Raw genomic sequence first — 19,510 nt, forward strand, 5'->3', positions numbered from 1 at the left:
ATCCTATAAATATCCATTTTGGACAAATACCCACTACTATTTAACTATTGAATAGAACTATTATATAGAAAGTAAAACAAAAACTAATGTAGATTCTTTATTATGGCCCTTCTCAAAAAAGCCAGTGAGACAGCTCAAAAACACGGTTTACTTGGTGGCTTCGCCATCTTTTTAGCAGTGGTGTCTTTTTCTTCACCCGAATTTCTTACCCCGGGTAATATTTTAGATGTAATTCGCCAAGTGTCGATCACTGGAATGATCGCTATTGGGGTGACGTTTGTTGTTATTACGGGGCGCTTAGATTTGTCAGTTGGATCGATACTTACCTTGCTAACAGTTCTAGTCGTGGACCAACATAATCAAGTGGGGCCAGCCATAGCTATCGCGTACACTTTGTTTGCCAGTCTTTTAATTGGCATAGTAAATGGTTATTTGATCGGGTTTATGCGCTTAAACTCGCTAATTGTCACCCTAGCGATGTTGTCATTACTGCAGGGCGCCACACTATTTTATTCGGGTGGTTCAAACGTTAACGTCACTAACCCTCAAGAAACTTGGTTCCGGTTTTTTGGACGAAGTGAGTTTATAGATATTCCAGTACCTGTTTGGATATTCTTCTTTGCTGCACTTGTGGGTAGTTTTGTACTTTTAAAAACTAACTTTGGACGTTGGGTTTTTTCCATTGGAGGAAACGAAACCGCCAGTTTGTTTTCGGGTGTGCAAACCAGGTGGGTGGTCTTAATGGCTTATGTTATCTCTGGTTTTGGAACTGGGTTAGCGGCCATTATCATGGGTAGCCGAGTCATGGGAGCGCAAAGTACCATTGGTCAAGGATATGAGCTGACGGTTTTGTCTGGAATAATTCTCGGTGGCACATCTATGTTGGGTGGCTCAGGCACCATTTGGCGAACAGTCATTGGCGTTACAATGCTGGGCTTCGTGCAAAACGGTTTGTTGTTATTAGGCTTTGCTTATTATGTCCAGTGGTTGGTGACCTGGGCGGTTATTATTCTTGCAGTGTGGATTGATTTAGCTGCGAAGAGAGGGAGGGTTTTCGTATGAGCAACTCAGTGGGTGTGAAGAAAGACCGCGCTGCCAAAATGATGACATCAATGCAAAGCTCGAGCTTAAGCATATTGAGAATCATCCGAGAGCAGCACATCTGGGTGTTCTTGTTTATTTGCATGCTGGTGTTTTCTCTTGCTTCACCATATTTTTTCACCCTCAATAATATAGGTAATGTGCTTACGCAGGGCTCTTTTATTGGCTTACTTGCCGTGGGAATGACCTTGGTTATGCTCAATGGCGAGATCGACCTTTCGGTGGGTGCAACGTTAGCCTTATCTTCGGCGCTTGCTATAGGCCTGCAGGACAGTATTGGTATTTGGCCCGCTATTTTGGTGGCTTTATTGTCGGGTGCTTTGTTTGGCTTCATTAACGGCGCCTTAGTCGCATTATCTGGAATTCATTCTTTTATAGTTACGCTGGGGTCGCTGATGGGCATTCGCGGTATTGTGTTCATTTTTACGGGTGAAGAAGCCTTAATGACCAGTGATTATTCATACACAGAGTACCCAGAAATTTATCTCGGCCCCGTGTCGCTTACTGCCATGATATTTTTTGGCTTAGCCCTGTTTTTCCAGTGGATTCTTTCTAAGACCAAGCATGGATTAGAAACCTATGCCGTTGGTGATAACGAAAAGTCTGCTCATGAGGCGGGCATCAGAGTTCGACGTCATAAGGTCATTAATTTCACCCTTTGTGGTCTATTAGCCGGGGTTGCTGGCGTTTTGTTGTCTATGCGTTTAGGAACTGCAGAACCCAATGCCGCTAGAATTTGGGAACTGTGGACGATTATTGCTGTGGTTTTGGGCGGTACACGCTTAACCGGAGGGTATGGCAGTATGTGGAAAACAGTGGGGGGTGTTATTACTCTAGCGGCGCTTCTGAACGGGTTGCGGCTGCTTAATACGCCTAATTACATCGAGTTGATCGTCATGGGAACAGTGCTTGTGCTCGCATTAATTCTTGATAAAACGTTAACTTCTAGCCAATCTAGGTAGGGTGAAAAAATGAATGACATTATTCTAACTGCTGATTCTATTTTGAAAAAATTTCCGGGTGTGATCGCACTTAACAGAGTTAGTTTTGATATCAGGGCGGGCGAGGTGCATGCGCTAATGGGTGAAAATGGCGCAGGTAAATCAACGCTTATGAAAGTGCTATCAGGCATTTATAACCCTGATGAAGGCGCCATTCACCATCGTGGCAAAAAAGTCATTATAAAGACACCCAAAGAAGCTCGAGAATTAGGCATCCTGCTGGTACACCAAGAACTTTCATTATCACCCGAATTGTCAGTTGCAGAAAATATTTACCTAGGCGACTGGCCAACCAATCGCTTTGGAATAGTTAACAAACGAAAAATGAACGCAGCAGCAAAAATTGCCTTAGATGAGTTAGGTTGTAATTTTGGACCCGAAGTTCTTGTGCGTAATTTGTCAATTGCGAAGCAGCAAATGGTAGAAATTGCGCGCACGCTGGTCTTTAACGCCAATGTTGTTATCTTTGATGAACCCACTGGAACACTTACAACTACTGAAAAAGATCAGCTTTTTGAAGTCGTGCGATCCTTACGTAAAAAGGGTGTGGCGATTGTTTACATTAGCCATAAAATGGATGAAATTTTTGAGATAGCAGATCGAATTACGGTTCTCAGAGACGGAGAAGTACAGTGTACGGTGAACACCAGTGAATCAACCATTGGAGAAATCACCAATAGAATGATTGGTAGAGATCTAGACCAGTATTTTCACCGAGCAAAAGCAGAATTTGGAGCCGAGTTATTGAGTGTTAATCAATTAACTATCCGGGGTTTGTTTAAAGATATTAGCTTTTCAGTCCGAGCAGGAGAAGTGGTTGGTTTATATGGCTTGATAGGCGCGGGTCGGTCTGAAGTTGCTGAAACACTCTTTGGTGTGCGCCAAAAAGATAGTGGCGAAATTATTTTTGATCAGCAAAAGGTGAGTTTTTCATCCCCAAAACAGGCCATTGAAAAAGGTATGGCGCTGGTGCCTGAAGATCGAAAATCGCAAGGCCTTATATTAGGGATGGGCGGCAGACACAATATGACTCTGCCACACCTTAGTTTATATTCAAATGTGGGGGTTCCTAGCGTGGACAAGGAACTTCAAATTTTTGAAGACTATAAAACCAAACTTGAAATTAAAACGACGGGGCCAGAGCAATTGCTTTCTGATCTTTCTGGTGGCAATCAACAGAAATTAGTTCTCGCCAAATGGCTATGTGCCAATCCAAAATTAATTATTCTTGATGAGCCAACTAGGGGCGTTGATGTGGGTTCCAAATCTGCCATTCATCAATACATTGCAACACTGGCTGAACAAGGCTTAGCAGTGATTGTGATTTCTTCGGAGATGCCAGAAGTGATTGGTGTGAGTCACCGCATATTAACCATGGCAGAAGGGCGGCTAGTTGGAGAGTATACGGGTAAAGAAATGACAGAAGAAAATTTAATTGCAGCAGTGTCAGGGTTGACTGCAGCCTGATAAATTTTTTTTCAGATTGTGATCTCATTCATGTCTAAATGTTTTTAGAAAAAATTTATACATTCACCTGCCCCCTACCTAGGTTCCCTTATGCAGAGAAGGTGATACGCACCCAGTTTAATAGACACTCCAATTGGTTACAATGTAACTCAATAGGCACCGTGTGGCTTATAGTTTCAACCAGCCCATTGTTGCATCGTATATCGCGGCAGGAGCGGATGTGTCGATAACTGATAATCAACGACACAAGACGGAACACAAAGCAGGTAAAGGCTTGTTTGCAGCATCGCAGGAACATTCCATCCTTATCGGCCTATTGCAGGTATAGCATCTATGCAAACTAGTTGAAAAATTGAATGGCTTTGTTAAAACAGTTGATGATTTGTTTGTAAAGCTCACCCACCTAGCCCCCATGCCCTTAATTTCGTACACTTTTTAGATCGTTGGTTAGTCTATAAGCAGGCATTTTAATTAAAAAGTTTATCTAAACTGCTGTATTTTATGGCTTTTATAGATTTGGTGATGTTAGCTCACTCAAAGAAGGTATAGTAGGGGGCTGTAGGTTCAAATCCTGCCGTCCCGACCAGACATTTTTTGTAAAAGACATCATTTGATGTCTTTTTTTTGCTTCATCAGTTGTAATTAAAGATCGATTTGAGCACGCGAAAGATCAACGAGAGGGTAGGTTGGCAAACATAAAGTAAGCTGGGCCAACAGGCGGGTCACAACTCAGTGCAAACGCTGGGTCATAATTGAATGCAATCTAACAGTGTCTATTAAACTGGGTGCGTATCAACATTAACTAAGCGAATGTATCTTATGATTAGTGCTGCACAACTAAATTACCCAGCCGGGAGATACCTTGATCACTCTCTACCACCTCTACGGTCACACTTCCTAGTTCTGTAGTGATTTCATAGTAACCGGGCTTAATTTCGGACATTTGAAAACGGCCACTTTGGCTGGTAACCGTGTGCACAACTTTTTCATCTAAGTTATCTGCGTCTTTTATGTGGCGGATTTGGATGGGGGTGTTTGCTAGAGGTGCCTGTTGCTTGTCTACGAGTCGGCCAATTGCAAAGATAGTACGTTCTTTTCCAACTTCTATAAGAAATCCACTTTTGTATGCACTAAAGAGAGAGAAGTTCATTTTTTTAGGCGTTACGCCTAGGGGGGGATTAACTGGCTCAATGTTCATTTTTTGTAACTGGTAATTTGGAATACCAACCAGTACAGCGGGACTGATCCAGTTAGACTTTGCATTCATTCCACCCCCGCCGATCGGACTTACCTTCATTTCAATCCCTGACAAACCTTTATTGCCTTTGATAATAGCGAAGCCATTTATTACTGGGCGGGCTAGAGCAATGGTACTGTTTGCAAGTACAAGTGCAGTTTGAAGGCGCAATACAGTGTCGTCACTTCCTAGCGACCCATTAATATCTTGGTTAGTGGTTCTAGTTGAAAAGTGTGAAAGCTCCGCTAGCCCCTGGCTTCCGTGGTAACCAACACCCGTTCTGTATTCGCGTTTATCGGATCCAACTCTTGCAGATCCGTATTTGTAAGTATTGCCACTTCTGGAATTCCAAGTGGATACTAAGCTATTACTTTCTATCTCTTTTGCCACATAAAAGTCACCCAGGTTATTAGAAAAAGTAGAACTAATTCCAAATAATATTTCTGTTTGCATCAGGCTATTACTTGAGCGATTCCGTCTGATAGCACTATTGATCCAAACGGCTTTTCCCCACTTGTAAGATAGTCCAGCTGACCCTCTGTGGGAGTCAGCTGAGCCAACGTCCCGAGAAGGTGCGAAAGCACCACTCATACTGACTGACAAACGCGATCCGATCTGGAGCGCAACAGTGGCGTTTAAATTGATGACATCCCTTTGAGTTTTAGAAGACGTATCAGTTAAGCCAAAATTTTTGCCGAGGTATTCCATTGATAATTGTGATGTTTTTTTAAATCGGTCATTTTTTTTAGGAATGTTGTTCCAAGAAATTTTGGCCACCGAAGCCTGTTTCCCAGAAACTGATTGGCTGGCAGCTATGTCCACCTGTAGGGTGCTAGTGGGTAGTGTGTGAAGAGCACTAGTACCGATCAAGGATTGCAAATAATCTGTTTGAGCGTAGATGATAAGATTTGTCTGATCTGCTATGCCCATCCTGTAGGACGCAGACAGAACTGGTTTGTTTGAGTCGTAATGGTATATCCCATCCTCAAATGTGCGACTAAATCCAGCATTGTAGAAAAATTGAGATTTACCTTTTGATAGCACCTTGGAGTTGAAGACGTACGAATAATGCATTACTTTTTCTTGACCTGAAGCATTTTCTATAACCAGACGTGTGTCATTTTGGCCTAAGGCTGGTGAGAACCCACGTATATCGTGGCGACCTGCAGGAAGCTCTAAACTGCTCACTAGAGACTCGTTCACCCACACATCTACTGTGGACGGTTGTTCTAGGTAAAACTCTAGGTTTTTTTCCCTATGGTTAGGCACATACGGTTGAAGAGAGAAGTCCTTTGCAACGCCTATGCCACCGACTTCCAAAGTGCGTTGGTAACCTATCGTTGGATACTTGAGGTCTCCTAGGGTATATCTTAGCGCTCGGTGTGGCTGATCATAAACCAGACGTATATCGCCTCTTTGTAAAGAGTTTACTTTGCTGGTTTGGCTAGATACAGAAGTTTCAACCACCACTCCCATTACGTTGATAGCGCCCGAGGCTGAAATCCCCGTTCGGGGTTGATAACTCGAAGGGTTGGCTCTTTTTGTTCTACCAACCAGTACTTTATGTTCAAAATTGATAAAACCCGATACTGGCGCAGGGGGAATCGAGTGTGCTATGGAAGGGACAAAGATTGGGGCAGATAAATGGCTGACCTTTTTTTTACGTATGCTAGGAAGTGTTGTAACGGTAAGTTCAAATTTGCTAGGATTGAATAAGGTTGATACTCCTGTACCTTTGAAAGCATTTATATTGAGCCACCCTTCAGCATCAATTTTGTGCTCTAGTTGTTGTAAAGCATCCTCATTTAGTAGTTGTTGTGATAAGATTTTTATTAATAATTTTCCCTCAAGCAGCATTTCTTGCTTGCCCTGGGGCATAACAACTTTCATTTTTTGCTCCATCCCATCGTTGAACAGCACTAAAATATAACTGTTAACTGGGATGTTGGGCGTAGGATTTTTGAAAATGTCTAGGAAAAGCTCTTCCCGTGTTTTTTGATAGGGAGTGTCCGCATCACTATTGGCAATAACTGTGACAGGCATGCTGGCAAAAAAAAGCAACCAAAAACATGCACGTTTTGTTGATGCACAAAATAGGCGGCTTTTGAGTGATGTGTTATTGAGACAGGATAACATCGAATTGACCCGTCTGGAGGCCTTCAGGTCTTGGAATAAGTAAGCGTCGTTTTCCTCCTGCTAAAAGGTGTGACCGCATTGCAGGAATTTTTGCTACATCTATGGCAATTGATTGTTCTTTTAACTGAACGCCTGCTGAGTCAAGCGGTACGAAAACTAATGACATGTTAGACATCGATATATGGGCTGTGCCTTGGTTTTCAAAAATTATCTCAATTATTTCAGGCGAGCTAGTCCCTGAAACTTGGTTGACTGAAGTAGTAATAATATCGGCCTTTGCGCCCAGCGGTGTTATATAGACTCGACCTTCATAATTCATCAAAAATCGAATATCAAGGATGAGTTTATCAGCAGAATCAGGCTGGACTGTGACTTCACGTGGGATAGGTATTTGTCGACTTAGTAAGGTAAATGCTTGTTCAATATCTAATATGGACTCGCCAACCCACACTACCTGTACACTGACTTCATCACCAGGCATCATAATCACCTGATGTGGATAAATAATAAATTGGTCGCTAGCATCCCGGCCTCTAATGGCTTTTCCATCTGGGTCTTTACTGTGTTCGTAAATATTGAATTGGATGGCTGCGGGTTCTGTTGCTTTATTTACAAGCTGCATAAATCTGCTGGACTCGCTGCCAGAGTCTCTCAGTGTCATAGTCGTTGGAGAGAGTGTGTATGCCAAGGTTGGCAGTGACATAAATATAGTAAGGGCTAAAAGTGTCTGGCAACATTGGATAAAATATCTCATTGTGTATGTTATCTTTTCTAGGAAGAGTTTTTTCATAGTTATCCACTGTGGCATATTGGCTAAGAACCACTCTACTGCGTTGAGAGTCACTTTGGTTACTAGAAATTAGTGCAGTATTAAAAATGAAAGTGTAATTAATAAGATCCATTTTAATAATCCAAATCAACGACCACATAGCCGTTAATTTGGATTTTAAGATCTACTAAATAAGACTTATTTAGCTACAGTGCCAACTAGTTAGCTGCTAGCACCAAAGTAAATGTGTCTGAGTATGTACCTGCCAATAGGCTAGTATCTGCAAGCCAGCTCACACCTACGGTGTAGTCCTGGTGAACTGTTGCAGTCGATACTGCTGAAGTAGCAAATTTGTGCACTCCTGCAGATGGTGTCGCAGACCCATAAACACTTCCAGATGCCTCAACTCCCATAACACTGCCTGCGTTTTTAACCTCATTCAAATGGTACAGGGTGTATGGAATTTCGCTACCTGCGCCTGTTCCACTAGAGCCTTTCAATTTTCCAGAATTAGTAGATGTCACTGTCACGTTCCAACCACTGTTACTGTTGTTTGAGATTGTTCCTGAGAAAACCTCTAGGTTGCTTACGTCAGCAGAGGCCACAATTGCTGGCAAATCTGTTTGTGCGCCGGTCAATGAGTTGATTGGTGCAATGCCACCAGCAGCCATAGCCGAGCTAGCAAAGCCAGCTGTCAATACTGTAGCTACTGCAACATGTAGTACGGATTTTTTTAAGATTTTGTTCATGATATTTTCTCTATTATTAAGGGATTAGTTATTTTTTATCTACATTAACTTATCTAAGCTTGAGATTAGATAACCAATTAATTTAATTAGCACAATTTAATTAATTTAATTAAAATTCTATATAAGAATTAATTTAATATATATAGGTTGTTTTACCTATCATTAATTGAACGGTACAAATAAATAAATCGATAATTAATATTACATAATAATATATTTAATATATATGGGCTCTTTTACCTATAATTAGATAATAAATGTAAAAATTTATAAGTTTTTTTACCTATGATGTTAATATATAATTAATATATAGGTTATTTTACCTATGATGTTAATATATAATTAATATATAGGTTATTTTACCTATGATGTTATTATATAATTAATATATAGGTTATTTTACCTATGGTGTTAATAAAATAGTTAATAATAGATAAATATAACCAACATATTGATTATATTAATTGTAGAAGTGTTTTTTAATTTAATTAGTGGGTAAACCTAAGTGTAAAAAAGCTGGTAACCACAGTTACTAATCAACAGGAACAATAAGTAAGGTGATGGTATCTGTGTATCTGCCTCCCAGTATGGATGGGTCTGCAGGCCAGCTTACTTGGAGTTCGAATTTGTAGTCCACTGTTGCAGTTGTGGCTACCCCGGTATCAAATATGGCGGTCCCACTGGTAATAACCCTATCTACACCGGAAGGATTAGTAAGGGTTGCTCCCAAAGTGCCGCCAGTGCTTGCCATTTTGACGTTACCGTACACAATTTCATTTCCAGGCCCGCCAGAACCGTGTGTTAGCTTGCCCTTGTTAGCGGACATAACTTTCAGTATCCACCCTCCTGGGCTGTTACTGTTAATAGTTCCTGATGCCAGAACCGCATCGGTTTGCCCAGTACCAGCAACCACGTTTATGCCACTCACCGAGTTGTAATCTAAGGTGTCAATTTTGGCCACCGAGCTACTTATGGCATAAGCCAAAAGGGACGTGAAAGTGCCAAGTGCTAGCACGGAGACTGCTATAATCTTGAGTTTAGATTGTGGCAGTCTGAGTTTTCTAGGGTTGCGCCCCTTATTCTTATTGTTGTTAGTGCTCTGCATTTATAAAAAAAATCTCGTATCAATGCTATTTAATGGTAGTAGCTCATTGGGTTAATAGCTGGGTAAACCTAGTTGGTTAGCATACTCAACCATTTCAATTGCGTTCGGAGTATTAAGCTTAGCAATAACCTGAGCACGATGTTTTTCTGCAGTACGTGGGCTTATTTTCAACACGTTAGCGATACCTTTTGCGGTTTCACCATATACCAAAAGCTTCAACACTTGCCGCTGCCGGCGAGTTAGGCCCATATTAGGAGTGTCACTTTCTGTGCTTGAGTCTACTGCACCGCTGGGAACTACAAATTCTTGGTCGCCCTCTAATACGTCTACAATGGAGTTCATGAGTTCCTGATGGGAGCCGCTTTTAAGTGCGTAACCATCTGCACCTGCTGTTCTGGCTTGAGCAATACCAGAACCATCTTCATGGCTAGTAAGCATGAGGATTTTAATTCCTGGCCACTTCTGTTTAAACATAAAGGCTGTTTCGTAGCCATTAACATTTGGCATGTTTATATCTAGTAGCACTAAGTCTGGCTGTTCATGTTTAAGGGTAGATAACGATTCCTTATAACCTTGGGCCACACCCAATACATGAATGCCTTTTTCAGCACCGCGAGATGTAATTAAGTCTGAAATAGCGTCAAGTATAAGCTCCTGATCATCTATCAAAAAAACGTTTGCCTGAACCATAGGTGAATTCCCTTTACTAAGAACACTTAAACTGAAGTATGGTAACGAAAATTACTAATTACTTGCTAAGTAGCTTACTGTGCTACAGCGAAGGACTTTTTAATTCATAATCTTATTTTAGCTAGACTGATAAGACTTAACAATGCGTATAAATGCCCATGTAAGTCTAATTAATTTTAACTTTATAGTTAAGTGGCAGTTAAATAACGATTAAGGTTGGTCAGAAAACCATAATCGATAACCTATTAACTGTTGATCAGCTTGTATAAGTAACGAGCTGATTGCCTCAGTATCGTAGGGCTCACTGATTAGGTTTTTTTGAATTCTCAATACTGTTTGTGATAATTCATTGGCACCAAATAAACCAGCATTGCCTACACATTTATGTAATTCGTGACTCAGTGCTTTGAAATTACGCGAGCTTAAGTAATTTGTGCACAATAGTACGGTAGCAATATTTTGGTTTACAAAATCATCAAACAGATGCATTAATACGGGGTCGGTGTTAGGCCGTAAAGGCGAAGATGTACAGCGGCTATTTATGTCTAACGCTTGACTGATGGCATTGATAAGTTGCATTTGAGTAAACGGCTTAGGGAGTAATTGGCCGATATCCACGGATTGAGCTTGATCGCTCAGACCAGACCAATTATCTGCCGTATGCATTACAAATGGACAAATAGGGCTGCCAGTCTGATGTTCATAACTTCTAATGTTTTGGCTAACCACAAGTCCATTAATATTAAGTCTACACCATGTTCTTTGAAGTGCTCTATTGCAGAGGTGCCTGTATCACAAATGCGTATGTTAGCGCCTGTCTTTTGAAGGAACTTGGTGATAACGTTCTGGTTAATGGAGGAATCTTCTACCAACAATATATTGATGCCAGTGAAGGAGGCTAGGGCGCTCTCTGCGGTTTCGGGCACGTCCGTAATATTACGTTGGCCTATACCTGGCGCATTGACGGTGGGTAAGGGTAGTGTAATAGAAAAATGACTGCCGTGGCCTAAATGAGAAGTGACTATGATCGCCCCGCCCATGGCTTTAGTGAGGCCCTCAGAAATAGCCAACCCTAGCCCAGTGCCTAAGCAGTTAGCTTTGGCGACAGGCAATGCCGAAGCATTTATCTGGGTTTGGTGTCGCTAACTTGCTAGTATCAGCCCAGTACGATGTGAGTAAACTTTGTGATTCAATAGTGTTACTCAAGTTAACCTGAGGTATTGCACTGCCCCATGATGAACTAGGAATCAAGATGAATAAAACTACTAAAAATCGCATCCATGGAACATAAGTAGTGTAAGAGATAAGCATAATTCCGTCTGCCATCAAGTACCAGTTGAAACGCTACAACCCTATGGCTGAGAGCTAGAGTCAAGCAATACAGGTTTATGGGTGATAGTTCCTATGTCTGGGCTATGTCTAGACTATGCCTGCACTATGCATGCAGTCCGTTCGTTGAGCCTGCCGGTAAGATTAATTAAGTCTATTTTTAGCTACGTAGGAATTTTAATACCACTGTGAGTTGGTTCAAATTTTGTCAGGAAATCAATGAGATTTATATAGGTATTTTTGCCCATTGCGAAGGCTTTTATCTGTCGCTAAAATCATATTCACTAGAGATATATTTGATAGATAGTGGGTAAGATTAAAACAACTATATGGGTTTTATTCAAAAAACAGTACGTATATGGCAACGAATTAGCCTGATTTTATTCATATTAATCAGCGAAATTTCAGGCGCCGACAATATACCCAACTTCGATCTGAGTGGCGATACGAAGTTATTCAGTATATCCAGCTTATACTGGGAGGACACTAGCAAAATCGCCACACCATCTGAGGCCAAAGTTCAATTGGGTGATGGCGAACTCATCAATAATAATTTCACCGTACCTGTTACAGATGCTAGCTATTGGTTTGCGTTCACTCTCACTAACCTCGCTGACCATGCACTTTCCAAGAGTGTATATTTAGATAAACCGTACCTTAATAAAGTGAACCTACATTATCAACAACAAGGTAAATGGGTAAGCGAGCTTAACGGCACTGACATAGCGTTAAATAAACGTAAAGTGCGCAATTTACTACCAATATTTATTGTTAGCTTAGGTGCTCACGAAAGTCGAACTTTTTATGTTGAGGCACACAGCAAAATAAAATTATTGCAGTTCAATTTTAATATAGACGAATCAGATAACAGCCGTTCCATCGGTGAAATTCATACCACTATCGTGAAAATGTACATTGGTGCTGGGCTTTTGGTCACCTTAATTAATGCGCTGATGTGCCTCTTTTTTAGAGATAGGGTTTATATATATTACAGTGCATTTACCTTCAGTTTTATTTTTGCGACCTTTGCTATTAACTCCTTCGATCTTTTTTTGAACGTTCAGTTTCAAAACAGAAACCTTTTTCTTTTAAGTTATCTCAGCGTGCTTTTTTTCCTCTCTTTGTTCATCGGTGAGGTGCTTCAAACCAATAAGAATATGCCATGGATCGAGGGCGCATTGAAAATTTCTCGGTTAATATTAGTCACTATTGGCATTATGACTACTTTTAACGAGAGTCACGTCTCTTACGTGTTGGTTAGCACCATTCCAGCATCTATGTTATTTTTACCCATCCTAGTGGTTGCCAACCGTCAAGGCGCACCTTATGCAAAGACTTTAATGGTGGGTGTTATGCTATTGATATCGGGTGCTATGACTACGGTGCTAGTTAACCTAGGCGTATTGCCTAAGAATGAGGTGACTGTTCATGCCATTCTTATTGGCTCTATTGCCGAAATGGTGATCTTTTCCGTTACTTTATTTAGGCGAGTAATCGACTCAAATACTGAGGCTAAGTCCGCTTTATCAGACATGGCTGAACATTCCAGCACTAAGCTAGAAAACACGGTTATAGCGCGCACAAGAGAGCTTAATCAAGCAAAACAAGCAGCCGAGCAAGCCAACGAAAATCGTAGAGACTTTTTTTCTAACATAAACCACGAAATGCGCACTCCATTAAACGGCATTCTCGGCATCATTGGGGTTATTGGGCAGCAGGACGAAAAAACAGTCTCAGTTCAACATTTTAAAACACTTAAAATAGCCAGCCACCAGCTTTCCAATCTTGTTAGTAATGTTCTAGACCACTCTAGGCTATCTAGCAATGCCGCACTTGAAATCCAATCAATCCACTTCAATATTTTAGATATCGTTAATGAATTAGAAGACATGTTTTATAATATGGCCGACGACAAGGGCCTATCACTCAGTTTTCACGTGCAAGGCGATTTAATGTTGGATCGCTACGGCGACTATGGGAAGCTGCGGCAAATACTTATCAATATAATGGGCAACGCCATTAAATTCACTCACTCCGGTCAGGTTGGACTCACTGTATTACAGGGTTCCTCTGAAGGCGAACTCATGTTTAGCATTACAGACACCGGTGATGGCATCGAAGAAGCACACATAGAGCGTATTTATACCGCCTATCATCAAGTGCCTGGTAATAATAGTTTCCAAAAAACAGGTAGCGGTCTAGGTCTTAGTATCTCCAAAGCACTAACTATGGTTATGGGCGGCACCCTTAACGTGAAATCCAATATAAATAGAGGCACTCAGTTTGATTGTGTCCTGCCACTGAAGCCTGTTATTGTGTCCCACAAAAAAATGTGAAGGAAAACGTGCGATTAATTCGATAGATCTATCAGGTAAGGTCTATTACTAACACTCAAGGAGTGAAGTTCAAATGCTGTCTGTGAATTGAGTGGATTTATATGAGTACTTTTACCCATTGTTAAACCTCATGTCTGTCGCTAAAGTTAGATTGGGATTGTATAGCACAAAGGCATGTGACCTTGGCCTGAGCAAGATTGAACGTATAATCCTGCTTCAATGGTTAGTTGGTAAAATAATAAAGGCCAAGAATGAATTTTTCCAATACAAATGCTCCTCTATGGCAACGGTTAAGCCTGATTTTATTCATATTAATCAGCCAAATTTCTGCTGCCGATAACATACCTAACTTCGATCTGGATTACGATTCTCAGTTCTTCAACATGTCGAGTGCACATTGGGCGGACAACAGCCAAATCTCAATACCCGCCGAGGCCAAAGTTCAATTAGCTGACGGCGAACTTATCAAAAAACATTTCCACATACCTTTTACAAAGGCGAGTCACTGGTTTGCATTTACTCTTACCAATATTACTGATCATGCCCTTAGTAAGAATGTGTATATACAAGAAGCTTATCCTCAAAAAGTTAACCTCCATTATCAGCAACAAGGTCAGTGGATAAGCGACCTGAATGGCACTGACATTGCGTTAAATGAACGTAGTGTGATTAACCGACTGCCAGTATTTGATATCAACTTAGAGGCTAACGAAAGCCGAACTTTTTATCTTGAAATACACAGTAAAGTAAAATTATTGGGGATCTCTCTTAACGTAGAGGGATCAGAAATTACAGATGGCCACACCATAGGTGACCAGCGTGCGGCTATCGTCATTTTGTATATCGGTGCGGGGATTTTAATTAGTTTAATCAATATGTTGATGTACTTCTCTTTTAGAGACAGAATTTACCTATTCTACAGTGTTTATTGCGCCAGTTTTGTTGCAACGACCATGGTTATGAACTCCTTTGATCTGTTTTTTGATTTTCCGCTGCAAGATCGAAATATTTTATTTTTAACCTACCACATTATGATCATTTTCCTCTCTTTATTTATAGCAGAGGTGCTTCAAACCAAGAGTTCTATGCCATGGGTAGACATGGTATTAAAAACTGCCCGATACTTAGCGTTAGTTATTGGCATAATGACTTTTTTTGATATGAGTTACTTTTCTTACACTCTTATTGTATTCATGCCTTTATCGATATTGTTTTTAGGTATTACGATATTTGCTAGCCTAGTAGGTGCACCCAACGCAAAGCTTTTATCCTTAGGCATTGCATTTTTTTTAAGCGGTATTCTTATTACGATGCTAGGCAATCTAGGGATCTTTCCTAGCAGCGTGGTGACCCTCTATAGTGTTCTCATTGGTGCTCTTGTAGAAATGATGATCTTCTCGGTTGCATTGTTTAGACGAGTGCTGAGCCTAAATACATCCATAAATATGGGTAACCTAAAAGCATTAACCTTGGCTGAGCAGTCCAAATTGGAGTTAGAAAAGACGGTTGTAGAACGCACACACGAGCTTAATCAAGCAAAACAAGCAGCCGAGCAAGCCAACAAAAACACGAGTGAGTTTTTTGCTAACATAAACCACGAGATGCGCACCCCATTAAATGGCATTCTAGGCATCATCGGCATTATCGGACAGCAGGGCGACCAAAAAGTCTCAGCACGGCATTTCAAAACACTCAAAACGGCCAGTCATCAGTTATCAAGCCTTGTAAGCAATGTACTCGATCACTCTAAATTATCCAGCAATGCAGTGTTTGAGATTCAGTCCACCCACTTCAGTGTGTCAGATCTGGTTAATGAATTAGAAGACATATTCTTTAATATGGCAGACGACAAGGGCCTATCACTCGGTTTTCACGTGCAAGGCGATTTAACGTTGGATCGTTACGGCGACTATGGGAAGCTGCGGCAAATACTTATCAATATAATGGGCAACGCCATTAAATTCAGTCACTCCGGTCAGGTTGAACTCACTGTATTACAGGGTGCTTTAGAGAACGAACTCACCTTTATTCTAAGTGATACCGGTGATGGAATCTCTGAAGAGCAAATCGAGCATATTTTCACCGCCTACCATCAAGTGCCTGGCAGTAATGATTTCCGACAAGAAGGCAGCGGGTTAGGGCTTAGCATTTCCAATACGCTCACTACGATTATGGGTGGCACCCTTAGCGTTGAATCGGAGCTAGGCAAAGGCTCACATTTCACATTGCGCCTGCCACTGAAGACTATCATCGCTCACCACAAAAAAGACTCTCATACAACGCGTACAATTAACCCGGTAGATCTGTCTGGTAAGTGTATTTTAGTCGTTGACGATTCTGATGTTAACCAAGAGGTAGTATGCGCCTTTTTATCCTCTACAGGCATCACAGTGGTTGCTGTTACAGATGGTAAGCAAGCGTTAGATCGATTTCAACTAGGGGGTATCGATATTGTATTGATGGACTTGCATATGGGCGTAATGGATGGCATTACCGCAACCAGTCGTATAAGAGAATTTGAAGCCAATAATAGCATAGAGCATTGCCCAATCATTCTTCACACAGCCGATACCGGTGAAGAGGTGTTATATCAAGCTAACCAAGCCGGTGCAGACCATTTTTTATACAAACCTTACTCTCAGGTTCAATTGCTTAGTACTTTGTGTGAGTTTATAGACTTAGAGTTTGATAGCCAGGCCGTGGATGTTGTAGAAGTGAGTCAAATGAAACCCTTAGTCGACCGGTTTTTGGATCACTTTAATACGTCTCTTACCACTTGTCACCGTCACATAGAGCACAATGACTTTGATGCTTTAGGCCAAGAAATTCATCAAATGCTTGGGAACTGTGGTGTGTTTGGGGCAACCTCTATGTTTGCCACTTTGACAGAAGTGAAAACATTGCTTAATGAAAAAAAAATTGAGCCTTTACCCATGCTGGCACTGCTCGCTACAGTGACAGAACAGTTGTTAGTGTACCGTCAAACTGGGAAACAGTACTAATCAGTAGTTAGCAGGGCAAGCCCAGTTTATAAGCATATTCGACCAGTTCAATTGCGTTCGGTTCATTGAGTTTAAATAGAACCTCGGCACGATGTTTTTCTGCAGTACGTGGGCTTATTTTCAACACGTTAGCGATACCTTTAGCCGTTTCACCATGAACCAAAAGCTTCAATACTTGTCGTTGTCTATGGGTAAGGCCCATGTTGACGTTGCTGCTTTCGCTATTTAAGCCAGCTAGAATGCCTGGAGTTACAAACTCTTGGCCACCCTCTAGCACGGTCATAATGGCGTCCATGAGCGCCTGATGGGAGCCACTCTTAAACGCATAACCATCTGCACCTGAGGCTCTGGCTTGAGCAATATTGTCATCGTCTTCATGGTTACTTAGCATGAGAATCTTTACGGTGGACCACTTCTGCTTGATCATGTAAGCTGTTTCATAGCCATTAACGCTGGGCATCTGTATGTCTAACAGCAATAAATCCGGCTGTTCACATTCAAGAGCAGCTAGTGCTTGTTCATAGTTCTGGGCGGTGCCAACCACATGAATACCATGCTCAGTACTACGGGTGTTAATCAAGCCTGAAATGGCGTCCACTATGAGTTCTTGATCATCTACTAAAAATAGTCGTACTTGAGTCACTTACAAATACCTGTTGCTACCTGTATTGAATACCCATTTTACCTTGTTTTAAGTGTCAAATAAACAAACTGAAAGTTGTGGTTGATACGCACCCAGTTTAATAGACACTCCAATTGGTTGTAATGTAACGCAATAGGCACCGTGTGGCTTATAGTTTCAATCACCCCATTGTGGCGTTGTATAGCGTGGCAGGAGCAGATATTTCGATAACTGATAATCAACGCCACAAGACGGAACACAAAGTAGGTAAAGGCTTGTTTGCAGCATCTCAAGAACATTCCATCCTCCTCGGCTTATTGCAGGTATAGCCTCTGTGCAAACTCGTTAAAAATTGAATGGCTTTGTTAAAACAGTTGATGATTTGTTTGTAAAGCTCACCCCACCTAGCCCCCATACCCTTAATTTTGTACAATTTTTAGATCGTTGGCTAGTCTATAAGCAGGTATTTTAGTGAAAAAGTTTATTTAAGTTACTGTATTTTATGACTTTTATAGATTTGGTGATGTTAGCTCATTCAAAGAGGGTGTAGTAGGGGGCTGTAGGTTCAAATCCTGCCGTCCCGACCAATTCTTCCTGAACTATCCTTCGTGTCTTTAAAACTGGCCTATATAAGCTTTTATTTATAGGCTGCCTTGTCTTTGCATTTATGAATTACACCTCCCATAAGCATGGTGTTATAGAGCACTGTTTTGTAACCTCATTACCAACAATACTGAAAAAATATTTGAGTCTACCAATCGTGTTTAGGGTTTCGTTGGGGTTATAATTAGGTTTAATTTCCCAACCAGTAATAGGTTTGATGCCTGTGGCCCAACTTTACTTTCACTACTCTTCCATGAATGCCGGTAAGTCTACCGCGTTGTTACAATCTGCTTATAACTACCAAGAGCGTGGCATGCATCCGTTTATTTTGTCGGCTGCCTTAGATGATCGCTATGGTGTGGGCAAGGTAACCTCTCGTATAGGCTTAGCAGCGCAAGCACAACTATTTACTCACCAGGATGACCTATTTGAAGTGCTCAAAAAAGAGCACCAAAATCAGCATATAGATTGTATTCTCATTGATGAAAGTCAATTTTTGAGCCGTGAGCAAGTGAAGCAACTCACCCAAGTGGTGGACCAGTTGAATGTCCCCGTATTATGTTATGGCATACGTACAGATTTCAGAGGCGAACTTTTTCCTGGAAGCCAATATTTATTAGCTTGGGCAGATAAATTGGTGGAGCTTAAAACTGTGTGCCATTGCGGTCGCAAAGCTACCATGGTGGTGCGCACAGATGAACATGGCAAGGTGATTAAAGACGGCGAACAAGTTGTGATTGGAGGTAATAGCCAATATCAGTCATTGTGCCGCCGTCATTTTAGCGAGCAAATGTGGTGAGCATAAATGCCATTAACTAAGTTTGTAGCCTAAGGCAAACTCGTGTTTGATAGCGCTAGGTATAATCTTAGCAAATAATAATGTCATCACCATCCAAGTCCATAAAGGTGCCATTACTGCTGCAGCAGCTAGTGAAATGCCTAGAGATAACACCAAAATATACTTCGATGCGATGACCAGCGCGCAAGCTCCGATCATGAGGCTAAGATCGTAGGCTATATGTTTTTTTACTGCATGTCGGTTGTAGCACAACTTAAGAATAATGGCGGTCATCATCAAGGTGAGGACACTACTCCAGCTCCAAGGTAATAAAAAAAGCCAACTTAAATTAATGCCTAGTCCACTGATTAGAATGAGGCCAATAATGGGGGAGTTGGTGAAAAATTTCATCATGGTGTGAGGTTACCTGTGCACTAGGCATCAAAGATTAATTACGATTAAATGGTGATAAACGCTTTTGTTAGGATGCAGTTTATCATGAACTATGTTGCATCATTTAGGTAAAAATCACTATACCTACAGAATAATCCAATGGTATGTTGTGACATCTACGCAAGCTGGCAT

15 protein-coding genes are annotated in these 19,510 nt (G+C 41.2%); 6 read left to right on the forward strand and 9 right to left on the reverse strand.

Translation table 11 applies throughout. The features are described 5' to 3' along the window. The first annotated feature begins 102 nt into the window (after nucleotides 1-102). The 3 genes from ABXT42_RS03760 to ABXT42_RS03770 are packed head-to-tail and all read left to right on the forward strand — an operon-like array spanning nucleotide 103 to nucleotide 3,569. Nucleotides 103-1,062, forward strand: a complete 960-nt coding sequence (locus ABXT42_RS03760; RefSeq protein ID WP_443629031.1) for an ABC transporter permease — start codon at nucleotides 103-105, stop codon at nucleotides 1,060-1,062. Beyond that, the gene (locus tag ABXT42_RS03765) at nucleotides 1,059-2,063 is read left to right on the forward strand and encodes an ABC transporter permease (protein WP_443629032.1); all 1,005 of its coding nucleotides are present in this window, start codon (nucleotides 1,059-1,061) and stop codon (nucleotides 2,061-2,063) included. The genes ABXT42_RS03760 and ABXT42_RS03765 overlap by 4 nt, the downstream gene beginning before the upstream one ends. A gap of 9 nt (nucleotides 2,064-2,072) precedes the next feature. Beyond that, the gene (locus tag ABXT42_RS03770) at nucleotides 2,073-3,569 is read left to right on the forward strand and encodes a sugar ABC transporter ATP-binding protein (RefSeq protein WP_443629033.1); all 1,497 of its coding nucleotides are present in this window, start codon (nucleotides 2,073-2,075) and stop codon (nucleotides 3,567-3,569) included. An 823-nt stretch (nucleotides 3,570-4,392) separates the two neighbouring features. Here the strand turns inward: ABXT42_RS03770 and ABXT42_RS03775 are convergent. From ABXT42_RS03775 to ABXT42_RS03805, 7 genes are all read right to left on the reverse strand, one after another. After that, nucleotides 4,393-6,849: a hypothetical protein gene (locus ABXT42_RS03775; protein WP_443629034.1), complete on the reverse strand. Its 2,457-nt coding sequence runs from the start codon at nucleotides 6,847-6,849 to the stop codon at nucleotides 4,393-4,395. 73 nt (nucleotides 6,850-6,922) lie between these two features. Further along, the gene (locus tag ABXT42_RS03780) at nucleotides 6,923-7,732 is read right to left on the reverse strand and encodes a fimbria/pilus periplasmic chaperone (RefSeq protein ID WP_443629035.1); all 810 of its coding nucleotides are present in this window, start codon (nucleotides 7,730-7,732) and stop codon (nucleotides 6,923-6,925) included. Between the two features lie 197 nt (nucleotides 7,733-7,929). Beyond that, a complete protein-coding gene (locus tag ABXT42_RS03785) occupies nucleotides 7,930-8,460 on the reverse strand; it encodes a hypothetical protein (RefSeq protein WP_443629036.1) in 531 nt (176 codons plus the stop codon). A 532-nt stretch (nucleotides 8,461-8,992) separates the two neighbouring features. Beyond that, nucleotides 8,993-9,421, reverse strand: coding sequence for a hypothetical protein (locus tag ABXT42_RS03790; RefSeq protein ID WP_443629037.1), 429 nt, complete (start codon nucleotides 9,419-9,421; stop codon nucleotides 8,993-8,995). A gap of 195 nt (nucleotides 9,422-9,616) precedes the next feature. Further along, on the reverse strand, nucleotides 9,617-10,255 hold the full coding sequence (locus ABXT42_RS03795; protein WP_443629038.1) for a response regulator: 639 nt from the start codon (nucleotides 10,253-10,255) through the stop codon (nucleotides 9,617-9,619). Between the two features lie 210 nt (nucleotides 10,256-10,465). Further along, nucleotides 10,466-10,921, reverse strand: coding sequence for a hypothetical protein (locus tag ABXT42_RS03800; protein ID WP_443629039.1), 456 nt, complete (start codon nucleotides 10,919-10,921; stop codon nucleotides 10,466-10,468). Beyond that, the gene (locus ABXT42_RS03805) at nucleotides 10,921-11,367 is read right to left on the reverse strand and encodes a response regulator (protein ID WP_443629040.1); all 447 of its coding nucleotides are present in this window, start codon (nucleotides 11,365-11,367) and stop codon (nucleotides 10,921-10,923) included. Before ABXT42_RS03805 ends, ABXT42_RS03800 begins: the two co-directional genes overlap by 1 nt. A 546-nt stretch (nucleotides 11,368-11,913) precedes the next feature. Between ABXT42_RS03805 and ABXT42_RS03810 the strand changes: the two genes are divergently transcribed. Both ABXT42_RS03810 and ABXT42_RS03815 read left to right on the forward strand, forming a co-directional pair. After that, complete coding sequence (locus ABXT42_RS03810) at nucleotides 11,914-13,920, forward strand: sensor histidine kinase (RefSeq protein ID WP_443629041.1); 2,007 nt, start codon at nucleotides 11,914-11,916, stop codon at nucleotides 13,918-13,920. A 383-nt stretch (nucleotides 13,921-14,303) separates the two neighbouring features. Beyond that, a complete protein-coding gene (locus ABXT42_RS03815; protein ID WP_443629042.1) occupies nucleotides 14,304-16,922 on the forward strand; it encodes an ATP-binding protein in 2,619 nt (872 codons plus the stop codon). Between the two features lie 7 nt (nucleotides 16,923-16,929). Here ABXT42_RS03815 and ABXT42_RS03820 read toward each other — a convergent pair whose 3' ends face one another. Next, nucleotides 16,930-17,565 (reverse strand): response regulator, encoded by a 636-nt coding sequence (locus ABXT42_RS03820; protein ID WP_443629043.1) that lies wholly within the window; start codon nucleotides 17,563-17,565, stop codon nucleotides 16,930-16,932. Nucleotides 17,566-18,370: 805 nt separating this feature from the next. Between ABXT42_RS03820 and ABXT42_RS03825 the strand changes: the two genes are divergently transcribed. Then, a complete protein-coding gene (locus tag ABXT42_RS03825; RefSeq protein ID WP_443629044.1) occupies nucleotides 18,371-18,946 on the forward strand; it encodes a thymidine kinase in 576 nt (191 codons plus the stop codon). A 12-nt stretch (nucleotides 18,947-18,958) separates the two neighbouring features. Here the strand turns inward: ABXT42_RS03825 and ABXT42_RS03830 are convergent, their stop codons facing one another. Beyond that, nucleotides 18,959-19,339 (reverse strand): hypothetical protein, encoded by a 381-nt coding sequence (locus ABXT42_RS03830; protein WP_443629045.1) that lies wholly within the window; start codon nucleotides 19,337-19,339, stop codon nucleotides 18,959-18,961. Nucleotides 19,340-19,510: the final 171 nt, after the last annotated feature.

The sequence above is a fragment of the Candidatus Njordibacter sp. Uisw_002 genome, assembly GCF_047730155.1.
In the GTDB taxonomy this organism is placed as follows: Bacteria; Pseudomonadota; Gammaproteobacteria; order Pseudomonadales; family Balneatricaceae; genus Njordibacter.